This is a genomic window from Pseudomonas sp. MEJ108 (assembly GCF_030208985.1).
GTDB lineage: Bacteria > Pseudomonadota > Gammaproteobacteria > Pseudomonadales > Pseudomonadaceae > Aquipseudomonas > Aquipseudomonas fragariae.
Window position 1 is genome coordinate 104,083 of record NZ_JARVSW010000019.1, and the last position, 23,277, is coordinate 127,359.

The 23,277-nt window shown below is 52.4% G+C and carries 21 protein-coding genes and 1 pseudogene; 18 read left to right on the top strand and 4 right to left on the bottom strand.

Annotation, left to right across the window (positions count from 1 at the left end; all coding sequences use genetic code 11):
• Positions 1 to 86: 86 nt before the first annotated feature.
• Complete coding sequence (locus QRN50_RS10455; protein WP_024642153.1) at positions 87 to 2,456, bottom strand: TonB-dependent siderophore receptor; 2,370 nt, start codon at positions 2,454 to 2,456, stop codon at positions 87 to 89.
• A 239-nt stretch (positions 2,457 to 2,695) separates the two neighbouring features.
• Here QRN50_RS10455 and QRN50_RS10460 point away from each other — a divergent pair, with 239 nt between their 5' ends.
• The 4 genes from QRN50_RS10460 (at position 2,696) to QRN50_RS10475 (ending at position 6,118) form a co-directional block, all read left to right on the top strand.
• On the top strand, positions 2,696 to 3,958 hold the full coding sequence (locus QRN50_RS10460) for a M20/M25/M40 family metallo-hydrolase (protein ID WP_054092461.1): 1,263 nt from the start codon (positions 2,696 to 2,698) through the stop codon (positions 3,956 to 3,958).
• Between the two features lie 137 nt (positions 3,959 to 4,095).
• On the top strand, positions 4,096 to 4,539 hold the full coding sequence (locus QRN50_RS10465; protein ID WP_054092462.1) for a LexA family protein: 444 nt from the start codon (positions 4,096 to 4,098) through the stop codon (positions 4,537 to 4,539).
• 78 nt (positions 4,540 to 4,617) lie between these two features.
• Positions 4,618 to 4,857 carry a hypothetical protein gene (locus QRN50_RS10470; protein ID WP_011267313.1) on the top strand — a complete coding sequence of 80 codons (240 nt, stop codon included), beginning with the start codon at positions 4,618 to 4,620 and terminating at the stop codon, positions 4,855 to 4,857.
• Positions 4,858 to 4,990: 133 nt separating this feature from the next.
• Positions 4,991 to 6,118 (top strand): sensor histidine kinase, encoded by a 1,128-nt coding sequence (locus QRN50_RS10475; protein WP_003407010.1) that lies wholly within the window; start codon positions 4,991 to 4,993, stop codon positions 6,116 to 6,118.
• Positions 6,119 to 6,211: 93 nt separating this feature from the next.
• On the opposite strand, the gene QRN50_RS10480 is transcribed toward QRN50_RS10475, so the two are convergent.
• Both QRN50_RS10480 and QRN50_RS10485 read right to left on the bottom strand, forming a co-directional pair.
• Complete coding sequence (locus tag QRN50_RS10480; protein ID WP_003407008.1) at positions 6,212 to 6,553, bottom strand: hypothetical protein; 342 nt, start codon at positions 6,551 to 6,553, stop codon at positions 6,212 to 6,214.
• 31 nt (positions 6,554 to 6,584) lie between these two features.
• A complete protein-coding gene (locus tag QRN50_RS10485) occupies positions 6,585 to 7,400 on the bottom strand; it encodes an isocitrate lyase/PEP mutase family protein (protein ID WP_011267316.1) in 816 nt (271 codons plus the stop codon).
• 143 nt (positions 7,401 to 7,543) lie between these two features.
• Between QRN50_RS10485 and QRN50_RS10490 the strand changes: the two genes are divergently transcribed.
• The 11 genes from QRN50_RS10490 (at position 7,544) to QRN50_RS10540 (ending at position 18,932) form a co-directional block, all read left to right on the top strand.
• The gene (locus tag QRN50_RS10490) at positions 7,544 to 8,653 is read left to right on the top strand and encodes an alpha/beta fold hydrolase (RefSeq protein ID WP_011267317.1); all 1,110 of its coding nucleotides are present in this window, start codon (positions 7,544 to 7,546) and stop codon (positions 8,651 to 8,653) included.
• A gap of 15 nt (positions 8,654 to 8,668) precedes the next feature.
• Positions 8,669 to 9,598 carry a ThiF family adenylyltransferase gene (locus QRN50_RS10495; protein WP_024640595.1) on the top strand — a complete coding sequence of 310 codons (930 nt, stop codon included), beginning with the start codon at positions 8,669 to 8,671 and terminating at the stop codon, positions 9,596 to 9,598.
• 43 nt (positions 9,599 to 9,641) lie between these two features.
• Entirely contained in the window at positions 9,642 to 10,865 is a 1,224-nt protein-coding gene (locus QRN50_RS10500) for an MFS transporter (RefSeq protein ID WP_011267319.1), read from the top strand.
• The gene (locus tag QRN50_RS10505; RefSeq protein WP_003406999.1) at positions 10,840 to 11,499 is read left to right on the top strand and encodes an N-acyl amino acid synthase FeeM domain-containing protein; all 660 of its coding nucleotides are present in this window, start codon (positions 10,840 to 10,842) and stop codon (positions 11,497 to 11,499) included. Before QRN50_RS10500 ends, QRN50_RS10505 begins: the two co-directional genes overlap by 26 nt.
• Positions 11,500 to 11,540: 41 nt before the next feature.
• Positions 11,541 to 12,809: a diaminobutyrate--2-oxoglutarate transaminase gene (gene ectB / locus QRN50_RS10510; protein ID WP_069704343.1), complete on the top strand. Its 1,269-nt coding sequence runs from the start codon at positions 11,541 to 11,543 to the stop codon at positions 12,807 to 12,809.
• Complete coding sequence (locus QRN50_RS10515; protein WP_003406996.1) at positions 12,809 to 13,519, top strand: iron-containing redox enzyme family protein; 711 nt, start codon at positions 12,809 to 12,811, stop codon at positions 13,517 to 13,519. Before ectB ends, QRN50_RS10515 begins: the two co-directional genes overlap by 1 nt.
• Positions 13,520 to 13,526: 7 nt before the next feature.
• A complete protein-coding gene (locus QRN50_RS10520; protein ID WP_011267323.1) occupies positions 13,527 to 13,973 on the top strand; it encodes a cupin domain-containing protein in 447 nt (148 codons plus the stop codon).
• A 283-nt stretch (positions 13,974 to 14,256) separates the two neighbouring features.
• Positions 14,257 to 15,180 (top strand): LysR family transcriptional regulator, encoded by a 924-nt coding sequence (locus tag QRN50_RS10525; protein WP_060400632.1) that lies wholly within the window; start codon positions 14,257 to 14,259, stop codon positions 15,178 to 15,180.
• Positions 15,181 to 15,844: 664 nt separating this feature from the next.
• Positions 15,845 to 17,164 (top strand): AAA family ATPase, encoded by a 1,320-nt coding sequence (locus tag QRN50_RS10530; protein WP_158227020.1) that lies wholly within the window; start codon positions 15,845 to 15,847, stop codon positions 17,162 to 17,164.
• A 23-nt stretch (positions 17,165 to 17,187) separates the two neighbouring features.
• Positions 17,188 to 18,027 carry a DUF4435 domain-containing protein gene (locus QRN50_RS10535; RefSeq protein ID WP_158227019.1) on the top strand — a complete coding sequence of 280 codons (840 nt, stop codon included), beginning with the start codon at positions 17,188 to 17,190 and terminating at the stop codon, positions 18,025 to 18,027.
• A 98-nt stretch (positions 18,028 to 18,125) separates the two neighbouring features.
• The gene (locus QRN50_RS10540; RefSeq protein WP_096127141.1) at positions 18,126 to 18,932 is read left to right on the top strand and encodes a hypothetical protein; all 807 of its coding nucleotides are present in this window, start codon (positions 18,126 to 18,128) and stop codon (positions 18,930 to 18,932) included.
• Positions 18,933 to 19,027: 95 nt separating this feature from the next.
• On the opposite strand, the pseudogene QRN50_RS10545 reads toward QRN50_RS10540, so the two are convergent.
• Positions 19,028 to 19,171, bottom strand: a pseudogene (locus QRN50_RS10545) (pyocin activator PrtN family protein); the annotation flags it as partial.
• Between the two features lie 84 nt (positions 19,172 to 19,255).
• Between QRN50_RS10545 and tnpB the strand changes: the two are divergent.
• The 3 genes from tnpB (at position 19,256) to QRN50_RS10560 (ending at position 23,174) form a co-directional block, all read left to right on the top strand.
• A complete protein-coding gene (gene tnpB / locus QRN50_RS10550) occupies positions 19,256 to 19,615 on the top strand; it encodes an IS66 family insertion sequence element accessory protein TnpB (RefSeq protein ID WP_239986846.1) in 360 nt (119 codons plus the stop codon).
• 18 nt (positions 19,616 to 19,633) lie between these two features.
• Entirely contained in the window at positions 19,634 to 21,145 is a 1,512-nt protein-coding gene (tnpC, locus tag QRN50_RS10555) for an IS66 family transposase (RefSeq protein ID WP_096127140.1), read from the top strand.
• Positions 21,146 to 21,362: 217 nt separating this feature from the next.
• Complete coding sequence (locus QRN50_RS10560) at positions 21,363 to 23,174, top strand: NACHT domain-containing protein (RefSeq protein WP_096127139.1); 1,812 nt, start codon at positions 21,363 to 21,365, stop codon at positions 23,172 to 23,174.
• Positions 23,175 to 23,277 lie beyond the last annotated feature (103 nt).

Consider the following 23,277-nt stretch of genomic DNA (forward strand, 5'->3'; position numbering starts at 1 on the left):
TCTAGACTGTTTTTGAGCCTCGCACTGACCGCTTGTTCCCTCGATATGAATTTAACCTCTGCCGAGCGGCCTGCGCGCTGCAGGATTCACAGCGACCACTTCAGCGAGACCATCAGGTTGCGCGGGTCGCCGTAAACGCCGCTGCCGGTCGCCAGGGGAATACCTTGCCAGTATTTTTCGTCGAACAGGTTATTGAGGTTGACCCGTGCGTCCCAATGCTCGTCGAACCGGTAGCCTGCCATCAGCCCCACCACCGCATAGGCATCCTGCACGGAGTGACCGTTGCCGACCCGGTTGTAGGTCTCGCTTTGCGCCAGGACATCTGCACCCACGCGCCATTTGTTCAAGTTGCCGGGCAGGTGATAGGACGTTGCTGCCTTGAACAGGTGTTTCGGCTGATTGGGCGCAAACAGGTCGCCCTTGTCATTGGTGCGGTCCTTGACGTACTGGCTCAACACCAGTGTGTAGGAGGCTGAAGCCTGCCAGTCAGGTGTCAGTTGGCCGGTGATTTCTGCGTCGATCCCCCGGCTGCGCACTTCCCCGGCGGCTTCGTAACAGACGCGATTCTGCTGCTGGCAGGTGGCTGGCGGATTGACGATGGCATACGCGCGGTTTTCCTGGGTCATGTCAAAGACGGCCAGCGAGGCATTCAGGCCGCCGTCGAAGTATTCGCCTTTCAGACCGATTTCGTAACTTTCGCCGGTCATCGGGTCAAGCACGCCGCCTCCCACGTCCAGCTGATTCTGCGGCTTGAAGATCTCGGTATAGCTGGCGTAGGCCGAGTAGGTGTCGTTCAGGTCATAGACGACACCGGCGTAGGGCGTGACTTCCCGAATAACCTTGTAGTCGCCATTACTGGCCGAACGGTTCTGGTAGTCATACCAGCTCACCCGGCTGCCGACGATGACGTGCAACCGATCAATCGGGTTGAAACGCGCGGCGGCGTAGACACCTTCCTCGGTGGCAGTGTTCTGGCTGACATAGGCCGTGCGCGTGGCAGGATCCGGCTTTGCAATCACGCTGGGATTGAAGTGGTAGATATCGATTGGCGTGGCGCCGTAGAAGCCGCCTTTCTGATCGAACTTCTCTTCGCGACGACTGACCCCGAGCATCAGCTCATGCTGCCGGCCGAACAGCTGGAACGGGCCGGACAGTGAGCCGTCGAGACTGGTCTGCACATCCGTGGTGTCGTACTGGCCGGCGGCCTGGCCGTAGCCGGTGCCGTTGGCGGTCAAATAGTTGGAGTACATGTCTGACTCCGCCCAGATTCTGGTCGCTGCCAGCTTGCTGCTCCAGCCGTTGTCGAAATGATGGGTCAGGTCAGTGAAAAGGCTGACGTTGTGTCTGTCCCAATAGGCCCAGTCGTTGCTCAGGAACGTCGAGCGCGGCAGGTCAAGATTCTCGCCGTTCGGACCTGATGGCAGGCTGCCCCAGTCGGAGGTCGCGTCATCGCGCTGCCGCGAGGCGCCGAGGGTCCAGGTGGTCGATTCGCTGAGATCGGCTTCCAGCACGCCATAGAATGTCTGGCGCTCTTTATCGCGCTCATCGACAAAACTGTTGCCCGTTTCATAGGCCGTCACCACCCGGCCGCGCAACGTACCGGAATCGTTGAGCCGGTTCGACGCGTCCACTTCGGTACGGTAACGGTCCCAACTTCCTGCGCTGGCGGTCACGCTGACTTGCGGGGTCGCGGTGGGGCGCTTGCGGATCAGATTCAGCGTCGCCGATGGACTGCCCGCGCCGGTCATCAGCCCAGTTGCCCCGCGCACCACCTCGACGCGGTCGTACAGGGCCAGATCGGCACCGGAAATGGTGTCCAGTGTAAAGGTGCTGACGATTGTCGGCAGACCGTCATACATCAGGTTATCGATGGAAAAGCCGCGCGCCAGAAACTGCTGACGGTCCGAGCCGAACTTGCGCAGCGTCACGCCGGGTGCATATTTGACGACATCATTGAGGTCGTTCATGCCTTGATCTTCAATGCGCTGGCGGGTGATCACGCTCACCGACTGCGGCGTCTCGCGAATCGAGAGAGGCAGCCTGGTCGCGCTGCTCATCGACCCGGTCGTATACGAACCACTGCCTTGCGTAGTGGCCATTCCAGCGATTCCCGATTGAGCGCTGATATCCACGTTGCCCAGCGTCATCGGGCCATCGCTGACTGGCTGGAACACCTTCGCGGCATTGCCCTGCACCTGCGCATCAAGGCCGCTGCCCAGCAGCAGTCGGCTCAATGCCTGAGCCGGCTCCAGGCTGCCTCTGACAGCCGGGGCCTGCCTGCTTGCAACCAGGTAATCATCAACCGATATCTGCAGGCCGCTTGCCTGACTCAGTTGCGTCAGTGATTTGGAGAGCGGCTGTGCGGGCAGATCGAGTTGAACGGGGGATGCCTCGGCGGCGGCTGACAGACCGAGTACTACAAGACCGGTCAGCGAAGGGAGATACGAACGAAGCATCAGGGTCATTCCTGCAAGGGCTGAGGACGTGGCGGTACATCTGGCAGATGGCGTGCCTGTCGACAGGAGGTGACAGGCAGTGGCGGGGCGAGACTAACAACTTTTTCACACTTTACTAAACGCTAATCACTATCAGTTACATTCTCATACATATTTGCTGCACAAGCCTCGCCTGTGGCGTCGAGCGGCGCATTGGGGTAAAGATGCTGTTCAACTCGCGATCATCTGAAGGAACCAGCATGCATTCACGACGCTTCCCCATCACTGCCGCAATCGGACTTTACCTGGTGTCCATGGGCGTGTTTTCCATGGTTGCCGACGCCGCCGAGCTGTCACCCGATCAGTTGCTGAAAAAAGCCCAGGCCGAACAACCGGCCTACCTCGACACTGTCCGCCAGCTCGTTGATGTCGATACAGGCACCGGCCAGGCTCCCGGGCTGAAGACCGTCAGCGCAATGCTGGTCGAACGTCTCAAGGCGCTGGGTGCAGAAGTCTCCACCACGCCGGCAGAGCCTTCGGCGGGGGACAATATCGTCGGTACTTTCAAAGGCACCGGCACACGGTCTTTTCTGTTGATGGTTCACTACGACACGGTGTTCGGGCCGGGCACCGCCGCCAAGCGTCCGTTCAGACTCGACAGCGAGCGCGCCTATGGCCCAGGGGTGGCAGACGCCAAGGGCGGCGTGGCGATGATTCTGCATGCGCTGCAGCTGTTGCAGAATGAGCGGTTCAAGGCGTTCGGCACGCTCACTGTGCTCTTCAACCCGGACGAGGAGACCGGCTCCAGCGGCTCGAAAAAAGTCATCGCCGAACTCGCCCGCCAGCATGACTACGTGTTTTCGTTCGAGCCGCCTGACAAGGATGCCGTCACCGTCGCCACCAACGGCATCAATGGCCTGATTCTCGAGGTCAAAGGCAAGTCGTCACACGCAGGCTCTGCTCCCGAGGCCGGACGCAATGCGGCCATCGAGCTGGCGCACCAACTGCTGCAGCTCAAGGACCTCGGCGACCCGGGCAAAGGCACCACTGTCAACTGGACGCTGATCAAGGGCGGGGAGAAGCGCAACATCATTCCATCCAGCGCGTCGGCCGAGGCGGACATGCGCTATTCCGACCTCAGCGAGAGCGATCGCGTATTGGCTGACGGACAAAAGATCGTGAAGAAGACGCTGGTCGATGGCACCGAAGTGACCTTGCGAATGGAAAAAGGCCGGCCGCCGCTGGCCAGAAATCCTGGCTCCGACCAGTTGGCGAAAACCGCGCAGACGCTTTACCAGAAAACCGGTCGCACTCTGGAGCCGATTGCCATGCGTTTCGGTACCGACGCTGGCTATGCCTACGTGCCGGGCAGTGCAAAGCCTGCGGTGCTCGAAACCATGGGCGTGGTCGGTGCCGGCCTGCATGCCGACGATGAATACATCGAATTATCGAGCATCGCACCCAGGCTTTACCTGACCGTGGCGTTGATTACGCAGTTGTCGAAGGGTGATGCAACGCCCTGATGGCCTGTGAGGTGAGCGCTGAAAGGCGTGGTCTTCGGTCCGCGCCATCTGTCGAGGTATCTGGCATTGCGATTGACCTGAGCGCCGATAAACGATTAACTGTATATGTATACAGTTAATCAGAAAAGGCTCGCCTCATGAGTGTTACCTTCCTTGGCCCGTTGTCGGCAGGGGGCATCAAACTCCCGTTCATATCGCTGTCGTCCGTTGGCTCCAGATCGCCAGTGGTCGAGAAGCATGTTTCCATCTCCGAGCTTTGTGAGGTCCGTGAGCCACACGCCTACCTGGCCAGGATCGAAGACCAAGGCATGCAGGGGGGCGGCATGTGCAGCGGGGATATGCTGGTGGTCGACCGCAGCCAGTACGCCGAGCACGGTGACATCGTCGTTGCCTCGCTCAATGCACGGCAGATCTGCCGACGTTTGCACATGCGCGGCGATGTGGTGATTCTGGAATCGCAAAACCCGGATTACCCACCACTGCATGTCACCGACAACGATGACCTGATCATCCTGGGCGTGGTGACCTACAGCCTGAAAAACCTGCTGGAGGGCCGCGCTGCATCATCAGCTCATCGATGAACAGACGCATGTTCTTGCATTGCACGCCGCTGCATGATCTGCTGCCCACTCTTTGGCTTTTAGCGGAATACCGAGCGCATGCAAGAACGACTTGACCAGTTACGGCTCCCCAAGCCTCTACAGGGAGCAATCAGTGATCTGGTAAGGGCGCTCGACGCAACCAGCACTCGCGCCGACGTGGAAGCCGAAGCGGCGTTGCAGATCGAATACATTCACGGTCTGGAGACCAGCAGAAAGCTGCGCCCAGCCGATGCCGAAGCGCTTTACATCATTTTCGACGATGCAGTTCAGGCTCGTTTACAGGCACTTGCCGATTAAATTCGGTATTCCGTTATACCCTTGCCTGTGTGAACTTCACTCCATATTGTATCTGTCCGCCTGATCGGGACGGATACTTGGCTCACCCTACGAATCTGCAGTCTGCCGGGTTCATGTTCAGGTTTGAATGGCTATGCGGTTATCAGGCTTCATCCTCGACAACATCGAGCCTATCGTGCGCGAATGGACCGATTTCGCACGCACCCTGTCCACGCTCGGCGAGCCTCTGGATACCGCAGAGCTCAGGGACCATGCCGAGCGAATGCTGCGGGCCATCGCCACTGATCTGCAAACGGATCAGTCGTCGCAGCAGCAGGTCGACAAGTCGCAAGGGCACGGCGCGTCAGATGAACAGACCGCAGCGAAAAGCCACGCGATCACTCGATTGATGTCGGGCTTCACCATCGATCAGGTGGTCTCGGAGTTTCGGGCATTACGGGCGAGCGTGATCAAACAGTGGATGTCGCGAGAGGCGCTGGACACTCAACAGCAGATCGAAGACATGATCCGTTTCAACGAGGCGATAGATCAGGCCCTGGCCGAGTCTATCTCCAGCTATACCAGCGCGATCCAGGCGTCACGCAACATCTTTCTGGGCATTCTCGGGCACGACTTGCGCACCCCGCTAAGCGCCATACTGCTGGGTGCCGACGTGTTGTTGCGCACCCATGATCTGGGCGCGCGGCCAACCAAGGTCGCATCGAGGATCTATTCCAGCGTTAAGCGGGCCAACCAGATCGTTGGCGACCTGCTCGACTTCACGCGCTCACAGATCGGTCCCGGCATCCCGCTGAAAAAGACCGAAGTAGACATGCAACCCATCTGCGCGCGGATCGTTGAAGAGTCGAGTACGGTCCACCCTGAGGCAGACATTCGTCTGACTTCAGATGAACCGGTCATTGGCCGCTTCGATGGCGATCGCCTGGAGCAGGTCTTTTCCAACCTCATCGGCAACGCTATACAGCACGGCAATAGCAGCGATCCCGTCGAAGTGACGCTGGCCGTCTCGGAGAGCGAGCTGCGTTTTACCGTCCACAACACCGGCAGCCCGATTCCCGAAGACGTGCTTCCGTTCATCTTCAACCCGATGGACCGCTATTCACCCGAAAAGATGACCGACAACGGACCTTATTCAAGCCTGGGGCTGGGCCTGTTCATCGTCGACAGGATTGTCGATGCGCACGGCGGGCATATCGAGGTGACGTCGAAAGCGGATCTGGGGACTACGTTTGCGGTTGTTATCCCGTTGAGTGCGGGGTGAGGTCGCGTAGCGGCGATAGAGTTGCGAGGCAACTGAAGAGCATTCGGATCAGAGCTGCCTGTCCCTGATAACGCGCCCGTCATGGCCTGAAAGTCAGCGCAGGATAATCACACCCTGACGTGCCACACGGATGAGATGCCTGTAGGTATCCGATCTGCTGCCGTCGGGGGGAAGACGAATGATCAACAGGTCATACGCATCATCGTCCCATAGACCCATGTCTGCACACCCGTCAAAAAGCCGCATGGCCGGGCTCAGTACCGTCGCCAGACCTGTCGTTGAAACGGGCAAGTTTTCAACGCCTGCCATCTCAGTTGCCAACTGCTCTGCTTTACCAAACCTCAGCGTCCGCCAAGCCAGACGAAAGGAGCTACGGTTGATCGTCACGCCGTTCTCGAGACCAATAACGGGATTTCGGTTTCTATCGGATATCACATGTATGCTCCATGCAAACACTCGATCCTGGCTAACGCATCACTTCATCGAGCTGATTCAGACTCAGTCCCGATTGTAGAAAATCCAGCCCCTCTGGTTCTTCCAATCCAAGTAAAACAGTGGAGATCTGCCGGTAGGCGTTACGAAACAATGAACTGCCCAGGCTGATCCGGCGAACGCCGACTGTCCTGAGTCTGTCAATCGTCATACCGAAAACAGGCAGGACGTTGAGAGGTTTGCTGATCGCTCTCTGAATCGCCTCAAGGTCCTCGATCGACTTCACGCCGGGTGCGAACAGACAATCGGCTCCAGCTTCTTCAAACGCGACCAGCCGTTTAATAACCTCGGTCAACGAATACGCGTGCGCTCCAAGCAGATAGTCGGTCCTGGCGGTGACGATGAAATCGGCATCGAGCGCGTGGGCGGCCTCACTGGCAGCGCGCACTCGATCGCACGCTTCTTCGATGGAGAAATACAGCGGGGTGTCCGGGTCATGATAGTCGGATATATCCTCAATGGACGCACCGGCGCAGCCGACGGTCAGGGCTCTTCTGAAGTGCTCCTCGACCTTGCCCAGTGTTTTCGCCAGACCGTTCTCCAGGTCTGCCGTCACGGGTATGTCCACTGCCCGAACGATGCGCTCAATCGCCGCAAAGCGATCTTCATTGTCCATCGAGGGAGATGAATCGCGGTAGCCCTGTGCATAGGCAATCCCCGCGCTGGTGGTGCCGAGGCTGGCGTAGCCCAACTGCTGAATGAGGCGCGCGCTTCCCTCACACCAAGCATTGGGCATGACGAATAACTCATCGTGTTCATGTAACTTTCTGAATGCCTGGCTGGTGTTCATGGCGCCTCCCTGAATGGCCAAGCATAGTCCTCTTCGCAGCACGCATGATTAAAAAAAAGTGAAGGGGCTTAAAAAAGTTTGAACAGACAACAAGCAGCCCCTGTGGAATGCTTTTATCCACTTTATCGCAAGGACGTCGACTGATGAAAAGGATTGCTTCTGCTGCGTTGTTTATTGCGTCCTGTACCACCGCTTTAATGGTGAGCGCGGCGCCACTGCCTGCCAGTTCAGCCGCAAATATAGACGGTGTGGAAATTCATACCGTCACGCTAAAAACTGACGCGATGAAAATGGCCCTCTGGCGTGATTCGCCGAAAGGGACCCACACTCAAACAATGAAAGAGTCACAAGTTGTTCTGTTTATTCATGGCGCAACCATTTCAGGTAATCTCTCGGCCGGGTACGCCATTGACGGTTATTCCTGGGCCCAAGACGTCGCCAATTCAGGACGCGAGGCCTGGGTGGTGGACCTGCCGGGGTATGGTCGTTCTGATGATTATTCGGAAATGCGCGAGGCCAGTCCACACGCCAACGGTGAATCGGTGGGCAATGCCAAAAGCCTGGTGCCCGTGATTGATGCCGCCGTCGACTATGTATTGAAGTTTACCGGTGCTAAAAAGCTGACGATTATCGCCACGTCCAGGGGCGCGATACCGGTGGGGTATTACCTGAGCGCGCACGGCGAAAAAGTAGACAAGGTCGTGTTCAACTCGCCCATCGTCCGGCGTGATACCACAAGCCCGGAGATTGTCCGAGGCTTGTTCGGCAGTGCCGAAAGACCCGACAAGAGCTTTTATGAGATTCCGGTCGACAAGCGATTGTCCATGATAGAAGAAGACCGTCCGGCGGGCACCGAGACGCAGCTTGAACAAGGGTTTATAAAAAACTGGCCCGGTGATGCAGCGCTGGAAAGAGCGCATCAAAAGAACATGATTAAAGTACCCGGAGGCTTTGCCCAGGATATCTACGATGCCTGGCATGGCGTGTATTGGGACCCTGCCACAATCACGGTGCCTGTGTTAATCACACGCGGTGATTATGATCATGTGCTGACCACCGCGGCGGATATCGACTGGCTGTACACACACCTGAGCAATGCTTCCAGTAAACGGTACGTGCTGATCGATAAAGGCACCCACGCCATGTTATTTGAAAAAAAGCGTTTCGAACTCTATCGCGAAGTACGGGTTTTTCTGGAAGGCTCATATAACCGATTGTCACTGGCCTGTAGTTTTTGCGGTGGCCGCAACTAAAGCAAGGAGCAGATCATGTTGAAGAAAGCACGCATTGTTAAATTTCCAGGCGTTTTCGACGAGCGGGTATACAACGAGCGGGTTTCACGCAGCGGTTGTTTTCTCGGCAACTCGAAACTGGAGCAGATGGCCAATCAGGGTAAGCTTTCCAATGCTGTTGTCGGCGTCGCAGGCGCAGGGGGTATTGGCGGTGCCGTGGCCCTCGGGCTGGCACGGTTGGGTGTAAGGCATATCAAAATTGCCGATCCCGATTCTTTCGAAATCAGCAATATCAACCGACAGTTTGGTGCTTCAGTGGAAACCGTCGGTCGTAACAAGGCGTTGGTGGTTGCCGAGCTGGTTCACCGTTTGGCGGGGGACGTGAGCGTTGATGTGTTTCCGGAGGGTATACAGAAGCACACCGCTGAAGCGTTTGTGGAGGACTGTGATCTGGTGCTGGATCAAATGGACTTCTACAGCATTGGCGAGCGCTATGCACTGCACAGGGCGTACCGTAACTCAGCCAGGTGCAAAGGCTTGCTGGCATCCTCGGTGGTCGGTTGGGGCGCCAACATCTACAAGTTCGACAAGGCAGGCCTGACGCTGGAGGATTTTTACGATATTCCGGAAGAGGCGCAGATGACACCTGAACTGGTCGAAAGGCTGGTCATGCTCCAGGCCTCTTATCAGCCTCGTTTTCCGAGCATTCCCGATATTTTCAGCTGGATGAAAGACACAGGAAACGTGCCTATTCTTTCCGTGGCACCGACGGCCTCGCATTACCTGATTCTCTGTCGCTCAGCGCTGATGCTTTGCGACCTGGAGGGCGCACCGTACAGCACCGAACTTCCCCCCATGCCCAAGTATTACTGGTTCGACGGCTCTACGTTCGACAACGGTATTTATGAGTTCGACGGCACGTGGGCAAACCCCGAGGAGCATCGCAAGCACTTCAATGTCAATTGAACCAGCTGGCCCCGATCGGGGCCAGCCCTTTGAGGAAGGCGCCGTGAACGAAGTGCTCGATACTCAGGAACGGCACAATATTTCCAGGTTCCTCCTGGCCTCCAGTCTGTGGTTCATTTGTGTGGGAATACAAAGCGTATTTCTGCCCTGGGTACTGATCAGCGTCGTTCATGCATCGGCCTTTCAATTTGGCATCGCCCAGATGTGCCTGATGTTGCCGGTGCTGCTGCTGGTGATCTATGGCGGTTATGTTGCCGATCGCAAGCCGGTGCGCAGGTTATTGGTCTGCGTGTACCTGGGTGGCGCGCTGACGGCATTGGTCTTCGCCGTCTGGAGCTACCAGTCCGCAATAACCTACGCCAACGTGCTGGTGTATGCGTTGGCCTTTGGCGTGCTGTCGGCCTTTTGTGCGCCTGCCAGAGAACTTTACTTGAATGTACTGGGCAAGAAACAGTTGCAAAAGATCGTCACTATAAACATCGGGATTGAGTTCGGGATTCAGACGGTGGGTTTCGCCATTGGAGGTTTTGCACCGCAGGTGGGCGTCGGTCTGATGTTCTTGTTGTTGTCGCTTCTGTTCGGGATGTCGTCCCTGGCCGCCTCTTATATTTCGGTGACCACGCCCAGCAAGCCTCATTCCGGCCTGATCGCTGAAACCAGTACCGCGCTGCGGTTTTCCATTCAGCACCCGGTCATCTTCCCGGTACTGTTATTGAACGGCCTGATCGGTGTGTTCTTTCTGGGCTCGTTTTTCGTCATGCTGCCCCTACATATTTCCCGGTTGCCGGGGTACGACGCCTCGTTGTTGGCGCTGTTCAATATCGTGTTTATGGTCGGGTTGATCGCTTCCGTCATTGTCTTGACCGTCAAGGGCGGGATAGAAAATAAATTACGGGCACTGATCAGTTCCTGCCTGCTCGCGTCGTTACTGCTGGCGGTTATCCCGTCCGTGCTCACAGAGTGGATTCTGTTTTTAGGGGTATTGAGTTGGGGGTTTCTGGGCGGTATTGCCCTCAGCATGGGGCAGACGCTGATTCAGGAAAATGCCCCTTCAGGCAATAAAGCTCAGGTGTTAGCGTTACTGATGTTGTTTTTCATGGGGGGCAGTCCGATAGGTTCTTTCCTGCTGGGAACACTTCTCGAGTTCGTTGAAGCGCCCGTCGTAGGTGTCATCAGTGCAGTCGCAATGATTGTTTCAATAATGGCAGTTTCCTATACCTACACGCTATGGAATGCACAACATGAACGGATCGACACTGTCCTTTGACGAAGCCACGTCGAAGGATTTCAAAGGTAACGTGTTACTTGCAAACTCTGATATCGAACTCGCCCTGGTCAAGGCTGTTTGGCAGGAAGTGTACAGCGAGGAGTTAGGTTGGCTGGACGGGGATGACACCGATCCTCGCAATGATCGCTACCATGCCAACTCGGTCTACCTGCTCGCCACTGACGACGAGGGAGCCGCCGTGGGGGTCATGCGCATGATTATCGACGGGGACCAAGGTCTGCCCATCGACAATTTTGCCGACATTTCCGGGATACGGGCAACTGCGCAAGGCGCGCTGATCGAATGTGCGCGACTCATGGTTCCGGCCAGGCACCGTGATCAGATATTTTCGGCTTACCCCTACGGTATTTTTGCTGCCTTGGTAAAAGCGGCTTTGCAGTATTGCCTGAAAGAAAAAAACTACGACGTCCTTGCCAATTGTTTTATCGATACACCTCACACACCGATAAAAGCACTGGCCCACATGGGGTTCCGTGACTTGAACATTCGCTTTCGAGACGAGTTGCATGAAACGTCAGAGTGTACGGTTCTGCATTTGGACATCAAGGACATGCTGTCGATATTTTACGGGCCCGAGAAAAGCCTGGGGCATTACATCATGGCGCGAGCGTAGTTTAATTTTTCCGGGCAAGGGAAGCAGGCATGAACCCATCAATGGCTATCTACGAGCGTGAGTCGAATGTGCGTTCTTATTGTCGCGACTGTGACGTTGTGTTTGCGACGGCGCAAGGGGCAGTGATCGAAGACGTCGAGGGGCGGCAGTTCATCGATTTTTTTGCGGGGGCCGGATCACTGAACTATGGCCACAATAACCCGCGTTTGAAAAAAGAGCTGTTGGACTATATTCAGCAGGACGGCATCACGACCACCCTGGACTTTCACAGCGCTGCGAAGTCTCGGTTTATCGAACAGTTCGAGCGGATTATCCTCACGCCGCGGGGGATGAACTACAAACTGCAGTTCACCGGGCCCACGGGGACCAATGCAATCGAGGCCGCCTTGAAGCTGGCCCGCAAGATCACCGGACGCACTTGCATCGCTGCGTTTACCCATGCATTTCACGGCGTCACGCTGGGCTCGCTGGCGCTGACCGCCAACGCCGATAAAAGAGCCGTCTCTGGCGTAGAGCTGTCAAACGTCGTTCGGCTACCTTATGACGGATTTCTGGGGCGTGACATTGACAGCGCGCATATCATTGAAACGATGTTCTCCTCAGCAGGCGCAGGTTTCGAGCCGCCGGCGGCCATTATTCTGGAAGTTGTGCAGGGCGAGGGCGGTTTGAATTGCGCGCGGCCGCAATGGTTACAGAGAATTCAACAGCTGTGCCGGGCCTCAGGTGCGCTACTGATCATTGACGATATTCAAGCAGGTTGCGGTCGTACGGGCACGTTTTTCAGCTTCGAATCTGCCGATATATCCCCCGACATCATTTGCCTTTCAAAGTCCATCAGCGGTTATGGTCTGCCGATGTCACTGGTGCTGATAAAACCGGAGCACGATCAGTGGGCGCCCGGTGAACACAATGGCACCTTCCGTGGAAACAACACTGCATTCGTGACGGCTGCGGCGGCACTGAGCTATTGGCAAGACAATGCGTTCGAGCGCTCGATAGCGCAACGTTCCGCCGTCCTGCGCCTTGCACTGGAAAAAATAATTGCTCATTCACCCCCCGAGGCTGTCCGCATTGTCGGGAGAGGGCTGTTCATGGGATTGAGATTTGGCGACTCACGGCGCGCGAGCAGACTGTCTGCAGAATGCCTGTCCCAAGGTCTGCTTGTGGAAACCTGTGGCCCCTTGAATGAAGTGCTCAAGCTGATGCCGCCGCTGACCATCGATCTGCCTGTACTAGAGCGCGGACTGGACATCTTGAAACGTGCCTACCTATCGACCTTACACAACGAATCATCGCGAGGGATTGCCTGATGGATTTAATGGTTGGAGATACCCGTACATTGTCTGCCCGTGCGTTGGGCAATGAGTTCATCCTGCAAGAGCTTGCACAATTAAGAGACGAACTGATCCAGCAGGTTTTCGATCATCCTTTTCTGGTTCAGTGCCGTGCGGCAAGCATGCCGATAGACCGGCTGAAGAACTTTCTCGTGCAACAAGGGAAATACAGCCGTTATTTCACGCGGTACATCTGCCAGTTAATGAGTCATCTTGAGGGTGATGAAGATATTCTGGCAGTGTTCGAAAATCTTTTCGAAGAACTGGGTTTTGGTGAAGTCGCCGAACCCACTCATTCGGCTATCTACCGTGAGATGTTGTGCTCCTTCGACCTGAACCTGGAGGCGCACGCCACGCTTCCTTCCACGCAGCACCTCATCGATACAATGATGAACTTTTGCAAACAGCCCAATGGTATTTATGGACTCTCGGCGTTGTGCCTGGGGGCCGAGGCCATTGTTCCTCATCTGTACAGTGACATTGTCACTGGCTTCTCGGGTCAGGGCGTTGCTGCAGAGAGGCTCAGGTTTTTCACGTTGCATATCGAATGTGACGATGGTCACGCGGACACCCTGTTGGCGATTCTGTCGCGTCTGGTGATGGAAAAACCGACTCGTTTTGAAATAGTCCGGCACGCCGCCGTCATGATGATCAAGGCGCGACTTGAGTTTCTCGATAAACTTTGAGGTGAGCATGAATAACCATACTTTTTCTTCCGGTGATTTCGTGCATGTTCCCGCCAGTCTGGCCGTTGGCGAGGACGTGGGCACGCTGTTACATGAAGGGGTCAGAACAACCACGCTGGACGCGTTCAGCAAAACAAGAAAGCACGAAGTTCATGTTGTCGACCTGCCGTCCAGGTCGATAAGTATGACCTTCGGTGCGCTGCAGCCGCTGCAAGGGTCGGGCCTGCATCGGCATAACTATGAAACCATCATCTATATCATTTCAGGCACCGGTTTTTCGATGGTAGGAGAGACGCTCGTTGCCTGGACAGCTGGAGACGCCGTTTATATTCCCGTCTGGCGTTGGCACAAACACGTCAATACATCAGAGGACGCAGAGGTCACGTACATCGCCTGTGAAAATACACCTCTGCTGCAGGCGCTTGGCGTCGCGTTGCGGGAGGAAGCTTCCTGAACGAAGCTCGGTATCCGTGCCGCGGAGGGGAGTCTGGACGTACCGAAGTTTTCATCTGTAAATGAACGGTCAGAAAGATGATCGGGGCGCAGAAAATCGATTCAGCCCGCCGTTTTTTAACCCTATGTCCTCTGATGCTCAGGAATACTTTGCGAATACCCGCCAAATGGCCTAACTATAGAGGGAAGGAAAGCCGGGGTGCAGTGGGAAAACCCCGGAGCGGGAAAACACCCGGTCAGCAAAGTCGACCATCCGCTTTGCACCGGGTAAACAGGGAAAACGGATGTCTCGAATCTTTGATGTTGATACGCACCTTTGGCGCACGTTCAAATCGGTGAGCGAAACTCGAAGTATCACGCGGTCTGCGGTTGCGCTGTGCAAAACTCCACCAGCCATCAGCATGCAGATAAAAAAGCTGGAAGCACTTCTGGAACTGAAGTTGTTCGTCAGAGGCGACGACGGATTTCGGCTGACGGTCATTGGCGAAGAAGTATTGGCGGCCGCTGAAAAGATTCTCGCCATGCATGACAATCTGTTCCGCCTGAAGAACAAGAACCCTGATAGCGAATTGCGTCTGGGCATGCCGGATGATTACGCACTCTTTTTCCTGCAAGGGATTGTAAAAGCCCTGGCTCGATCAAACCCCGATCTCAAGATAAAGCTGGTCTGCAAGACGTCGTCGTTCTTGATAGACGACGTCGACCAGGGTCGACTGGACATGGCCGTTGTCGCAGTGCCGGAATCTCGGGTCATGGAGCATTCTGAATACATCAGGCGTGAAGAACTGCACTGGATCGGCGATGCCAGGCTGATCAGGGCAGGGCATCCGATACCGTTGGTGCATTTTCCCGATGGTTGCATATGCCGAGAGGTCTCTGTCCAATCCTTGCAGTTTGCCGGGATGGCGTCCGAGATACGATTCACCTCAGAGTCCAATTTTGCCGTTTTCAATGCCATCAGTGCCGGTGTAGGTATCGGCGTGGGCGAGTTATCACTCATTCCGGGCGATACGCCTATTATCACAAGCTCGCTGCTTCCCGCATTGCCCGCGATACGGATGTCTGTACTCTCTAACGACGATCGCATTTCCAGAGCTGTCCTTTCCAGAATAAGCACCAGCGTTGTGAGGAGCATCAATGCTGTATGCGAGCAGAATATCCTCGGAAAAAAACGCCCGGAAAATGCCTTTGCCGTTGGCGCTTTTTGACACGTTCAGCTCCCGTGCCTGAAATCCGGCTGCGAATCAGCACGTCATCAGGGCTATCGCTTTCCTGATAAACTATCGGCCTTTCCCGATTGATCGCGTCTCTGCGTGCGGGCCACTGTGTGGTCCCACGTATCGCTCGATTCAATTGAGCCATTTTCTCGCTGACCGCCTCTCAATGATGCATGTTGTTGAGGCCAGCCAAGGGATGGCGATAACTCGCCGCGTAAAAGACCAATCCACATGAACATCGAAAACAACGAAGCCTCAGCAAACATTGGCGATCCGCTTGCAACAGTGTCCCGCCGCTTCTCCGTCGCCCCGATGATGGATTGGATAGACTGAGCACGGGAGCCCCGTTTCTACGGAGTTGGGAAAGCGCAAGAGAATGAAATGTAGCAAATTTTTAGCAGCGGCTCCGCTTGTAGATCGCTCAATCCCTAATGGGCCATCTCATAGGATGGCACGCTTGCGTTTGATTTGAGCTTTCGAGCTTGCGCCGGAGGTTGAATCGTCATGCATAGACTGTGCCGTATAACTGTGACTGCTAAGTCGCAAAAGCACCCAGCTTAGAGCGCCTGGAAATTAATGATTTAAAGGGCTGGCGCCTATGTGTGATGCTAATATACCATCACACATAGTATTGTATTTTAGGGAGGGATCTCGAGTGCACATCGTCAAGTCATTCACAATTGAAAAGCTCTGGGGCTCTGCCCCTGCAATCCAAATAGATCTAGATGATCAATTTAACTTTCTCATCGGCCAAAACGGCTCCGGGAAAACTACAGTAATTAACCTTCTCGCTGCTGTGCTTACCGCTGACTTCGAACGTTTAGATCGCATTGATTTTCAGCGAGTTGTCGTAGTGTTCAAAGAGTTGTCAGGCCGTAAAAAAAACCCTTCTATTGAAGTGACTAAAACTAGAAAAGAAGGCCTTCCGTACTTTGATATAAACTATATTTTTCGTGACTCTGTACGGGGTAAGCCTCAGCTATTTGATTTGGATGCTTTAGAGCAAGAGCGTTTCTATCGAGGCTCGCCTTCAAGATTGTACCGCGATCGTATGCTAAAAGAAAAGTTTGCTGATCTTAAAGAAAGTCTGCAGTCTCTTGTGCAAATATCATGGTTGTCCGTGCATCGGAATATAGAGGACGTTAGAGGTGCTGAGGAACGTAAATTTGTTCCGGCTATCGATCAGAAACTCAAAGATTTGAATAACAGCCTAGTGCGCTACTTCTCAAGCTTGGCTAAGGAGTACGACAATCAGACCATCGAATTTCAAAGGAAAATATTTTTGTCGGTGTTGACTCCAGAAAAAGAAGAGTCGATCTTTAGTTTTGCTAAAGATGTAGATTTGGAGGATGAAAAAAATACTCTCGCTGAAATATTTCAAGTTCTAGGCGTTGATCCTAAACATTATAATCATAAGTTTAAAAATCATTTCGATAAACTTAATAGTGCGATTGAAAATACTCGAGCTAATGACAAAACTGTTCGGGCTGAAGACTATACTACGTTGTACGGTGCATGGAAGGTTCATGCTCTAGTGGCAGAGTACGAAAAGTTGCAGTTGGAAAGAATGAGGATATTTAAGCTTAGGGATTCGTTCCTGAGAATTCTTAACAACCTGTTTGAAGGCAAGAAAACAATATCTATTTCTGAAAAAAATGAGATAACTTTTTTGCAGGAGTACCGATATTCTGTATCTGAGGAGTTTAAAAGAAGAGTTATTCTTCCTGAGGAGCTCTCTTCTGGTGAAAAACAGTTGCTCATTATACTTGGTGAAGCGCTTCTTCAGCAGTCGGCTCCTTATGTATATATAGCAGATGAGCCTGAGCTTTCTTTACATGTTTCTTGGCAAGAGCAGCTAACCGGTGCTATATCTCAGCTCAACCGTAATGCTCAAATTATTTTTGCTACGCATTCTCCAGATATCGTTGGAGTGCACTCAGAGAGCATCATTGACATGGAACGTCTTTTATCATGAGCTTTACAAGGACTCGAAGCGGATTGAAGAACTTCAGACGTTTCTTCAATGCTGACTTGACCGTCTACGTAGAAGGGCGGGTTGAAACAAATGTTGCGCTTGAGGATCTGAGCAGGCCTGATAGCAAGTTTTATTCTTCTTTATGCTCATTGTACCTTGATGGTATGACGATCAAAATCAAACTCACCGGAAGTAAAAAGAATGCCTTGGATTATCATTCCAAGATTATCGAGCAAGAGATACCAAATTCCCTAGTGATAGTTGATAGGGACTATGATGGTCTTTTATACCACAGGTTTGCAGTTCCACGTTTGATCCTGACGCGAGGGTATAGTTGGGAGAACGATTTTTGGACTTATAACCTAATAGTGGAGACTTTAGAAACTGCAACTGCTACTACAAACGTAGCTGGTGTAGCACAGATCATGCGAAGACTAAGTAGAGGTCTTGCAAGAATCAGTTGTGTCAATGCTGCAGCACACTGCAATGGGAAGTCTTTTTTTGACTCTAAAGGGAACTCGAAAGGCATACGCATTGATCCCTATTCCAAATTTCCGGTATCAAGGTCTGAGTTTTCAAGATTAGTGGAAAAGTTTATGGCCCATGAGTTTTGTGAGTCGATGGCGAATGTTTATAAGTCTGCCAAAATGCTGCCTGCAATGAATGTCACTCAAGGCCATCTGTGGGAGTACGCGGCTCTTTTGGTGATTTCAAAGCTATATAACTCTATAACATCTACTGCACTAAAAAATAATCAGATTTTAATGAATATTGCATTAACCGCTTTTGCGCGTAATCCGCGTGATTTTCTGGATGAAGCTACGATTAGCTACTATCGTGATGAGTTTCGTCGCGCCGTCTAGTAGTTTGAAGTAATCTGATAAGGGTTGTTGTTGCGGATTCTGCGCTTTCGACTAATCTACGTACTCCTTATCCCATCCATATCTTAAGGTATTTACTAATGGTCATAAGTAATTTGAAAAAATATTCTACAGATTTGGATGAGCTTTTAGCTAAGTCTGGGATGGTGAATATATCTTTAAACTATGAGGCTTTTGGGCATGCAAAATTCCACAAAGCCTATGCAGATAAATTTTCTGCGGAAAAAGCAGATGATTTGATCAAAGAGATCAAACCATTTCGCGAGGTTTATCAGCACTGGTACTCTGAGGCGTTGCCATTAGTTAGACAATTATTACCTGATCGATTCAGTGATTTTGTTAGGCTATACGAAAAGCCTAAGTCGCGTAAGCAAATCGATTTTGAAAGTTATCGTTTGGAGGATGCTTGTCAAGGTCTTCGCACATCTCAAGGTGGGACCGTCAAGGCGGATGCGTCATCGGCGATCCCTCTTCTAGCTCAGCAGATAGCAATCGTTGAAGCAATAAAACGTAGGTTTGTCAGCTCTTTATTTGACATTAAACAGCTGGTGCAGGCAGATTTATTCGATTCTGAGCTGGCCGGTGCTAAGGAGCTTCTGAAGAATAAATTCTCCCGTGCGGCTGGGGCGATAGCAGGAGTAGTACTTGAAGGGCATTTAAAAGTAGTTTGCGATAACCACCAGTTGCCCAAGAAATCAGGAACTATATCTGTACTTAATGACGCGCTCAAAGCTGCAGGTGTCATTGAGTTGGTGCAGTATCGGCATATACAGTTTTTGGGAGATGTCAGAAACAAATGTAGTCATAAAAATCTAGATGAGCCAAGTTTTGGTGATGTTGAAGATCTAATCCAAGGTGTTGACAAAGTCATCAAGACAATTTTTTAATGATTGTGTATTGCCGTTTCCACTGTTTACTGGAAAGCTGAAGAATTGCTCTTTAGAGGGTTGAGTGCCTGCCATAAAATCGGCGGGCACTCATTTTAAGCCGCTCTTCCCATCAACTGGTCTTGTTCTCTAGTTGCTTTATCGCGTTGACGATCAATGTAATCCGCTAGTTCTTTAAGATGCACGCCAAGTGCGGCTTTTTGGCTATTCGCTCCAAGACGCACAACGGGAATATCGATTGTAAGCGCTCCATGAACCCCACATTCCAAGTGCTTACATGATGCTCGATGCTGTGCTCCCGATTTCTCAGGAGCCCGTTCGCCATGATGCGACCCGATGCAAAAGTCGAAAAAGTCTATCTCTACCCCAAGCCCGTCGACTTCCGAAAATCCATCGACGGCCTCGCTGCCCTGGTCGAGTTGGACATCAAGGTCGCCGTCTTCGACCCCGTGCTTTTTGTTTTCCTCAACAAGCCGCGCAACCGCGTGAAGATCCTGTACTGGGAGCGCAACGGCTTCTGCCTTTGGCTCAAGCGCCTGGAGTCTGAGCGTTTCAAAACATTGCCCGATGTGACCGACGAAGCGATTGTCCTGACTGTCCAGGAACTCAACTGGTTGCTCGACGGTTTTGACCTCTGGCGTAACCGTCCCCATCAAGTTTTGACGCCGCGATTCGTGGCTTGATTCGGTATAATCCAGGGCATAAATTCCGTGCCCGAAAACCTTCCCGACGATCTTCAACTTCTCAAGCAAATGCTTGCGAAGGTGCAGTCGCGGGTCGGTTTTCTTGAAGAGGAAAACGCGCTGCTGCGTCAGCGCTTGTTCGGACGCAAGTCCGAGCAGACGGCTGATCCTGCCACGCCTCAGCTAGCCCTTTTCAATGAAGCAGAAAGCATCGCCGACGTTGCCGACGAATACACGGAAGAAGAGGTCGCCGCACCCGCCAAGCGCCGTGGCAAACGCAAGCCGCTACCTGCTGATCTGCCGCGTATCGAGGTCATCCACGAACTGCCAGAGCACGAACTGACCTGTGTCTGCGGTTGCCGCAAGCATGTTATCAGCGAAGAAACCAGCGAGCAGCTTGAAATCGTGCCGATGCAGATCCGCGTGATCAAACACATCCGCAAAGTCTACGGTTGCCGCGACTGTGAGACCGCACCGGTCACTGCGGACAAACCCGCTCAGCTGACTGAAAAAAGCATGGCCAGTCCGAGCGTTCTGGCGATGCTGCTGACCACCAAATATGTAGACGGTTTGCCGCTTCACCGCTTTGAAAAAGTACTGAGCCGCCACGGTATCGATATCCCTCACCAGACCTTGGCACGCTGGGTTATCCAGTGCGGCGAGCACTTCCAGCCGCTGCTGAATTTAATGCGCGACAGCCTGCTATCCAGTCGCGTCATCCACTGCGATGAAACGCGGGTGCAGGTGCTAAAAGAACCTGACCGCCAGCCAAGTAGCCAGTCGTGGATGTGGGTGCAAACCGGCGGCCCGCCGGACAGACCAGTAATCCTTTTTGACTACTCCACCAGCCGAGTGCAGGAAGTGCCTACACGCCTGCTCGATGGCTATCGTGGCTACGTCATGACCGATGATTATGCCGGTTACAATGCACTGGGCGCCCAAGCTGGAGTTGAGCGTTTAGGGTGCTGGGCCCATGCGCGTCGCAAGTTCGTTGAAGCACAGAAAGTGCAGCCCAAAGGTAAAACGGGGCGCGCGGATATCGCGCTGAATCTGATCAACAAGCTTTACGGCATCGAACGCGACCTAAAGGCTTGCGGCGACGCTGAACGTAAGATCGGTCGTCACGAACAAAGCCTGCCAATACTGGCTCAGTTGAAAAGTTGGATCGAAAAGACGCTGCCACAGGTCACGGCTCAGAACGCCTTGGGCAAAGCCATCAGTTACCTCGCCAGTAACTGGAGCAAGCTGGAGCGATACGTCGAGGAAGGCTACCTGCCAATAGACAACAATGCCGCTGAACGCGCGATCCGCCCCTTCGTGATCGGGAGAAAAAACTGGCTGTTTAGCGACACGCCCAAGGGCGCGAAGGCCAGTGCACAACTTTACAGCCTGGTCGAAACTGCCAAAGCCAACGGCCAAGAGCCCTATGCGTGGCTGCGCCACGCACTGGAAGGCCTGCCAACGGCGACATCGGTTGAAGATTACGAAGCCTTGCTGCCGTGGAACTGCTTCCCCGTATCGCCTAGCTGAGCGCGCCAGCCATATTAAGACCGGTGGGGTTTATGGAGCGCTTACGATAAATTTGAGTGGTACAAGGTTGAAAGAGCAGTGGGCAATAGTCGGAATCAAGGTCCCGACCTCCTACTGCCTATGGGATCCAAGCTAGACTGATCAGTAAAAACGTCTAGAATCATTAAACACTAAAGATAAAAATCGATCTTTACATATCAATCAAAAGGAGCCAAAAATGGCAAGCGCAGCATTTACCGCACTGCCGCTAAGCAAGCTATTGACACCAGTTATAAGTGATCTTTATAAAGAAGCCAAAGGAAAGGTTAAAGAAGAGCTATCCAAATGGAACACCAGCAAAAACATAAAAGATATAGCGACAACACTAATAAAAATTGACAACGTTAAAACCATATGGGCACCAGAAGCAGACACACCTCTTGAAAAATTCTACTACCCTTCAAAAATAACCTTACCCAACAAAACGCTAACCATCAACAGTTACGAGGATTTACCAAGCGGAAACATAGTTATTGAAGGAATAGTCGGCCAAGGCAAATCAATATTTATGCGACATCTAGCCGCATCTTTTATAAAACCGAACCTGCCAACCATAATCCCTATATTTATAGAATTAAGACATATCACCTCAAAAAGAACACTCACCGAACTAATAAATATATTTTTAAACTCAATCAATGTAAAGTACTCTCCTGAAACACTTTACTATTTAACTTCATCGGGAAAAGTCTCACTAATTTTGGATGGGTTCGATGAAATACCCAGTGAATGTATCTCTGACACTATCCTAGAGCTACAAACCCTGCAAACATGCCACCCCAACATGAAGATAATAGTATCGAGCAGACCCAAAAGCCACATCCAGAACGCAATAGGCTTTAAAGTAATTCCACTGGCACCGCTCACTTCCGCAGACTACCACCCTTTTATTTCCAAGTTAATTTCACACGAAATTAGACGTCAAGAAATCCTGACAGCCATTCGGGAGTGTCCGACCAATATAAAAGGACTTATAACAACTCCACTTATGCTAACACTAGTACTCATAGTATATGAAACAGAACAAGTAATACCTTCTACGCTTTCGGATTTTTTCGACCGGCTTTTTGGAATCGTATTTGCTAGACATGACAGGTTGAAAGCTGGATTTAATCGCCAACATCATAGTGGCCTGCCGGAGTCAAAGCTAAAGAAATTGTTTGACACATTCTGCTTTATGGTTATTCAAAGCGGGCAAGGTAGAACGATAAGTCAGTCGGCGTTCAATCGAGCCTTTGAAGACGCTGTGGAATACGACCCGCAATACAAATGCGAAAGTGAAGACTTCAAAAAAGATATAATTAATGTCGCTTGCCTTATGATAGAAGAAGGCTTCAACAAGATAACATTCCTACACAAAAGCATTCTAGATTATCACGCAGCAGCATTCATTAGAGACCAGCCCGACAACTTAGCCCAAAAATTCTATGAGGCAGCTTATACACATGCAAATCGATGGGAGCATGTGATAGATTTCTTGAAATCCATAGACTCGTATCGCCACGCAAAAGATTACGTTCTGGGAAACTTTCCAGAAGATCTTCGTGAACTACAATACATAATTGAAAGCGATGAAGAAAAACCGTTACTAGCATATCTAGATAAAATAGCACCTAACGCAGTAATGCGAATCTTAACCGATAGCAGGACAGAGTTCACGAGCACAGGAACAATATTGTCAGGAGCAATTGCAGCTAGCGCAGAGCATCTCCCAAGTGCTTTCTTCAGGCTGATAAGAAGTGCATCGCCCGATGAGATAAAAAGAATAGTTATCCTTAGCGGCTCAGATGACACAGATGAACCACCTCTACTAACAACAAAAGCAGTCATAAGCGTTTTAGGAAGTGACGCAATAAAACAGTACCTTAAAGAGAGAGAGTTTTCGTTGAAAACCGAGTACGAACGTTCACAAGCTCATGTAGAGCAAGATAAAGTAAGGAGCGACCGATTTATCGGAATACTATCCAGGAACCGCAACGCCCTAGACTAACGAATATCAAGACGAAAAACGGCCTGTAGCTTAACTATGCTATAGCACACGCAACAGGCCAAAATCACAAAAAACAAGAGCGCTCAAGTTGCGGCACGTCTAG

Bases quoted from the DNA above. Each gene is read 5' to 3' on its own strand.
- QRN50_RS10455 (WP_024642153.1), bottom strand. From the start codon at position 2,456: ATGCTTCGTTCGTATCTCCCTTCGCTGACCGGTCTTGTAGTACTCGGT.
- QRN50_RS10460 (WP_054092461.1), top strand. From the start codon at position 2,696: ATGCATTCACGACGCTTCCCCATCACTGCCGCAATCGGACTTTACCTG.
- QRN50_RS10465 (WP_054092462.1), top strand. From the start codon at position 4,096: ATGAGTGTTACCTTCCTTGGCCCGTTGTCGGCAGGGGGCATCAAACTC.
- QRN50_RS10470 (WP_011267313.1), top strand. From the start codon at position 4,618: ATGCAAGAACGACTTGACCAGTTACGGCTCCCCAAGCCTCTACAGGGA.
- QRN50_RS10475 (WP_003407010.1), top strand. From the start codon at position 4,991: ATGCGGTTATCAGGCTTCATCCTCGACAACATCGAGCCTATCGTGCGC.
- QRN50_RS10485 (WP_011267316.1), bottom strand. From the start codon at position 7,400: ATGAACACCAGCCAGGCATTCAGAAAGTTACATGAACACGATGAGTTA.
- QRN50_RS10490 (WP_011267317.1), top strand. From the start codon at position 7,544: ATGAAAAGGATTGCTTCTGCTGCGTTGTTTATTGCGTCCTGTACCACC.
- QRN50_RS10495 (WP_024640595.1), top strand. From the start codon at position 8,669: ATGTTGAAGAAAGCACGCATTGTTAAATTTCCAGGCGTTTTCGACGAG.
- QRN50_RS10505 (WP_003406999.1), top strand. From the start codon at position 10,840: ATGAACGGATCGACACTGTCCTTTGACGAAGCCACGTCGAAGGATTTC.
- ectB (WP_069704343.1), top strand. From the start codon at position 11,541: ATGGCTATCTACGAGCGTGAGTCGAATGTGCGTTCTTATTGTCGCGAC.
- QRN50_RS10515 (WP_003406996.1), top strand. From the start codon at position 12,809: ATGGATTTAATGGTTGGAGATACCCGTACATTGTCTGCCCGTGCGTTG.
- QRN50_RS10520 (WP_011267323.1), top strand. From the start codon at position 13,527: ATGAATAACCATACTTTTTCTTCCGGTGATTTCGTGCATGTTCCCGCC.
- QRN50_RS10525 (WP_060400632.1), top strand. From the start codon at position 14,257: ATGTCTCGAATCTTTGATGTTGATACGCACCTTTGGCGCACGTTCAAA.
- QRN50_RS10540 (WP_096127141.1), top strand. From the start codon at position 18,126: ATGGTCATAAGTAATTTGAAAAAATATTCTACAGATTTGGATGAGCTT.
- tnpB (WP_239986846.1), top strand. From the start codon at position 19,256: ATGATGCGACCCGATGCAAAAGTCGAAAAAGTCTATCTCTACCCCAAG.
- QRN50_RS10560 (WP_096127139.1), top strand. From the start codon at position 21,363: ATGGCAAGCGCAGCATTTACCGCACTGCCGCTAAGCAAGCTATTGACA.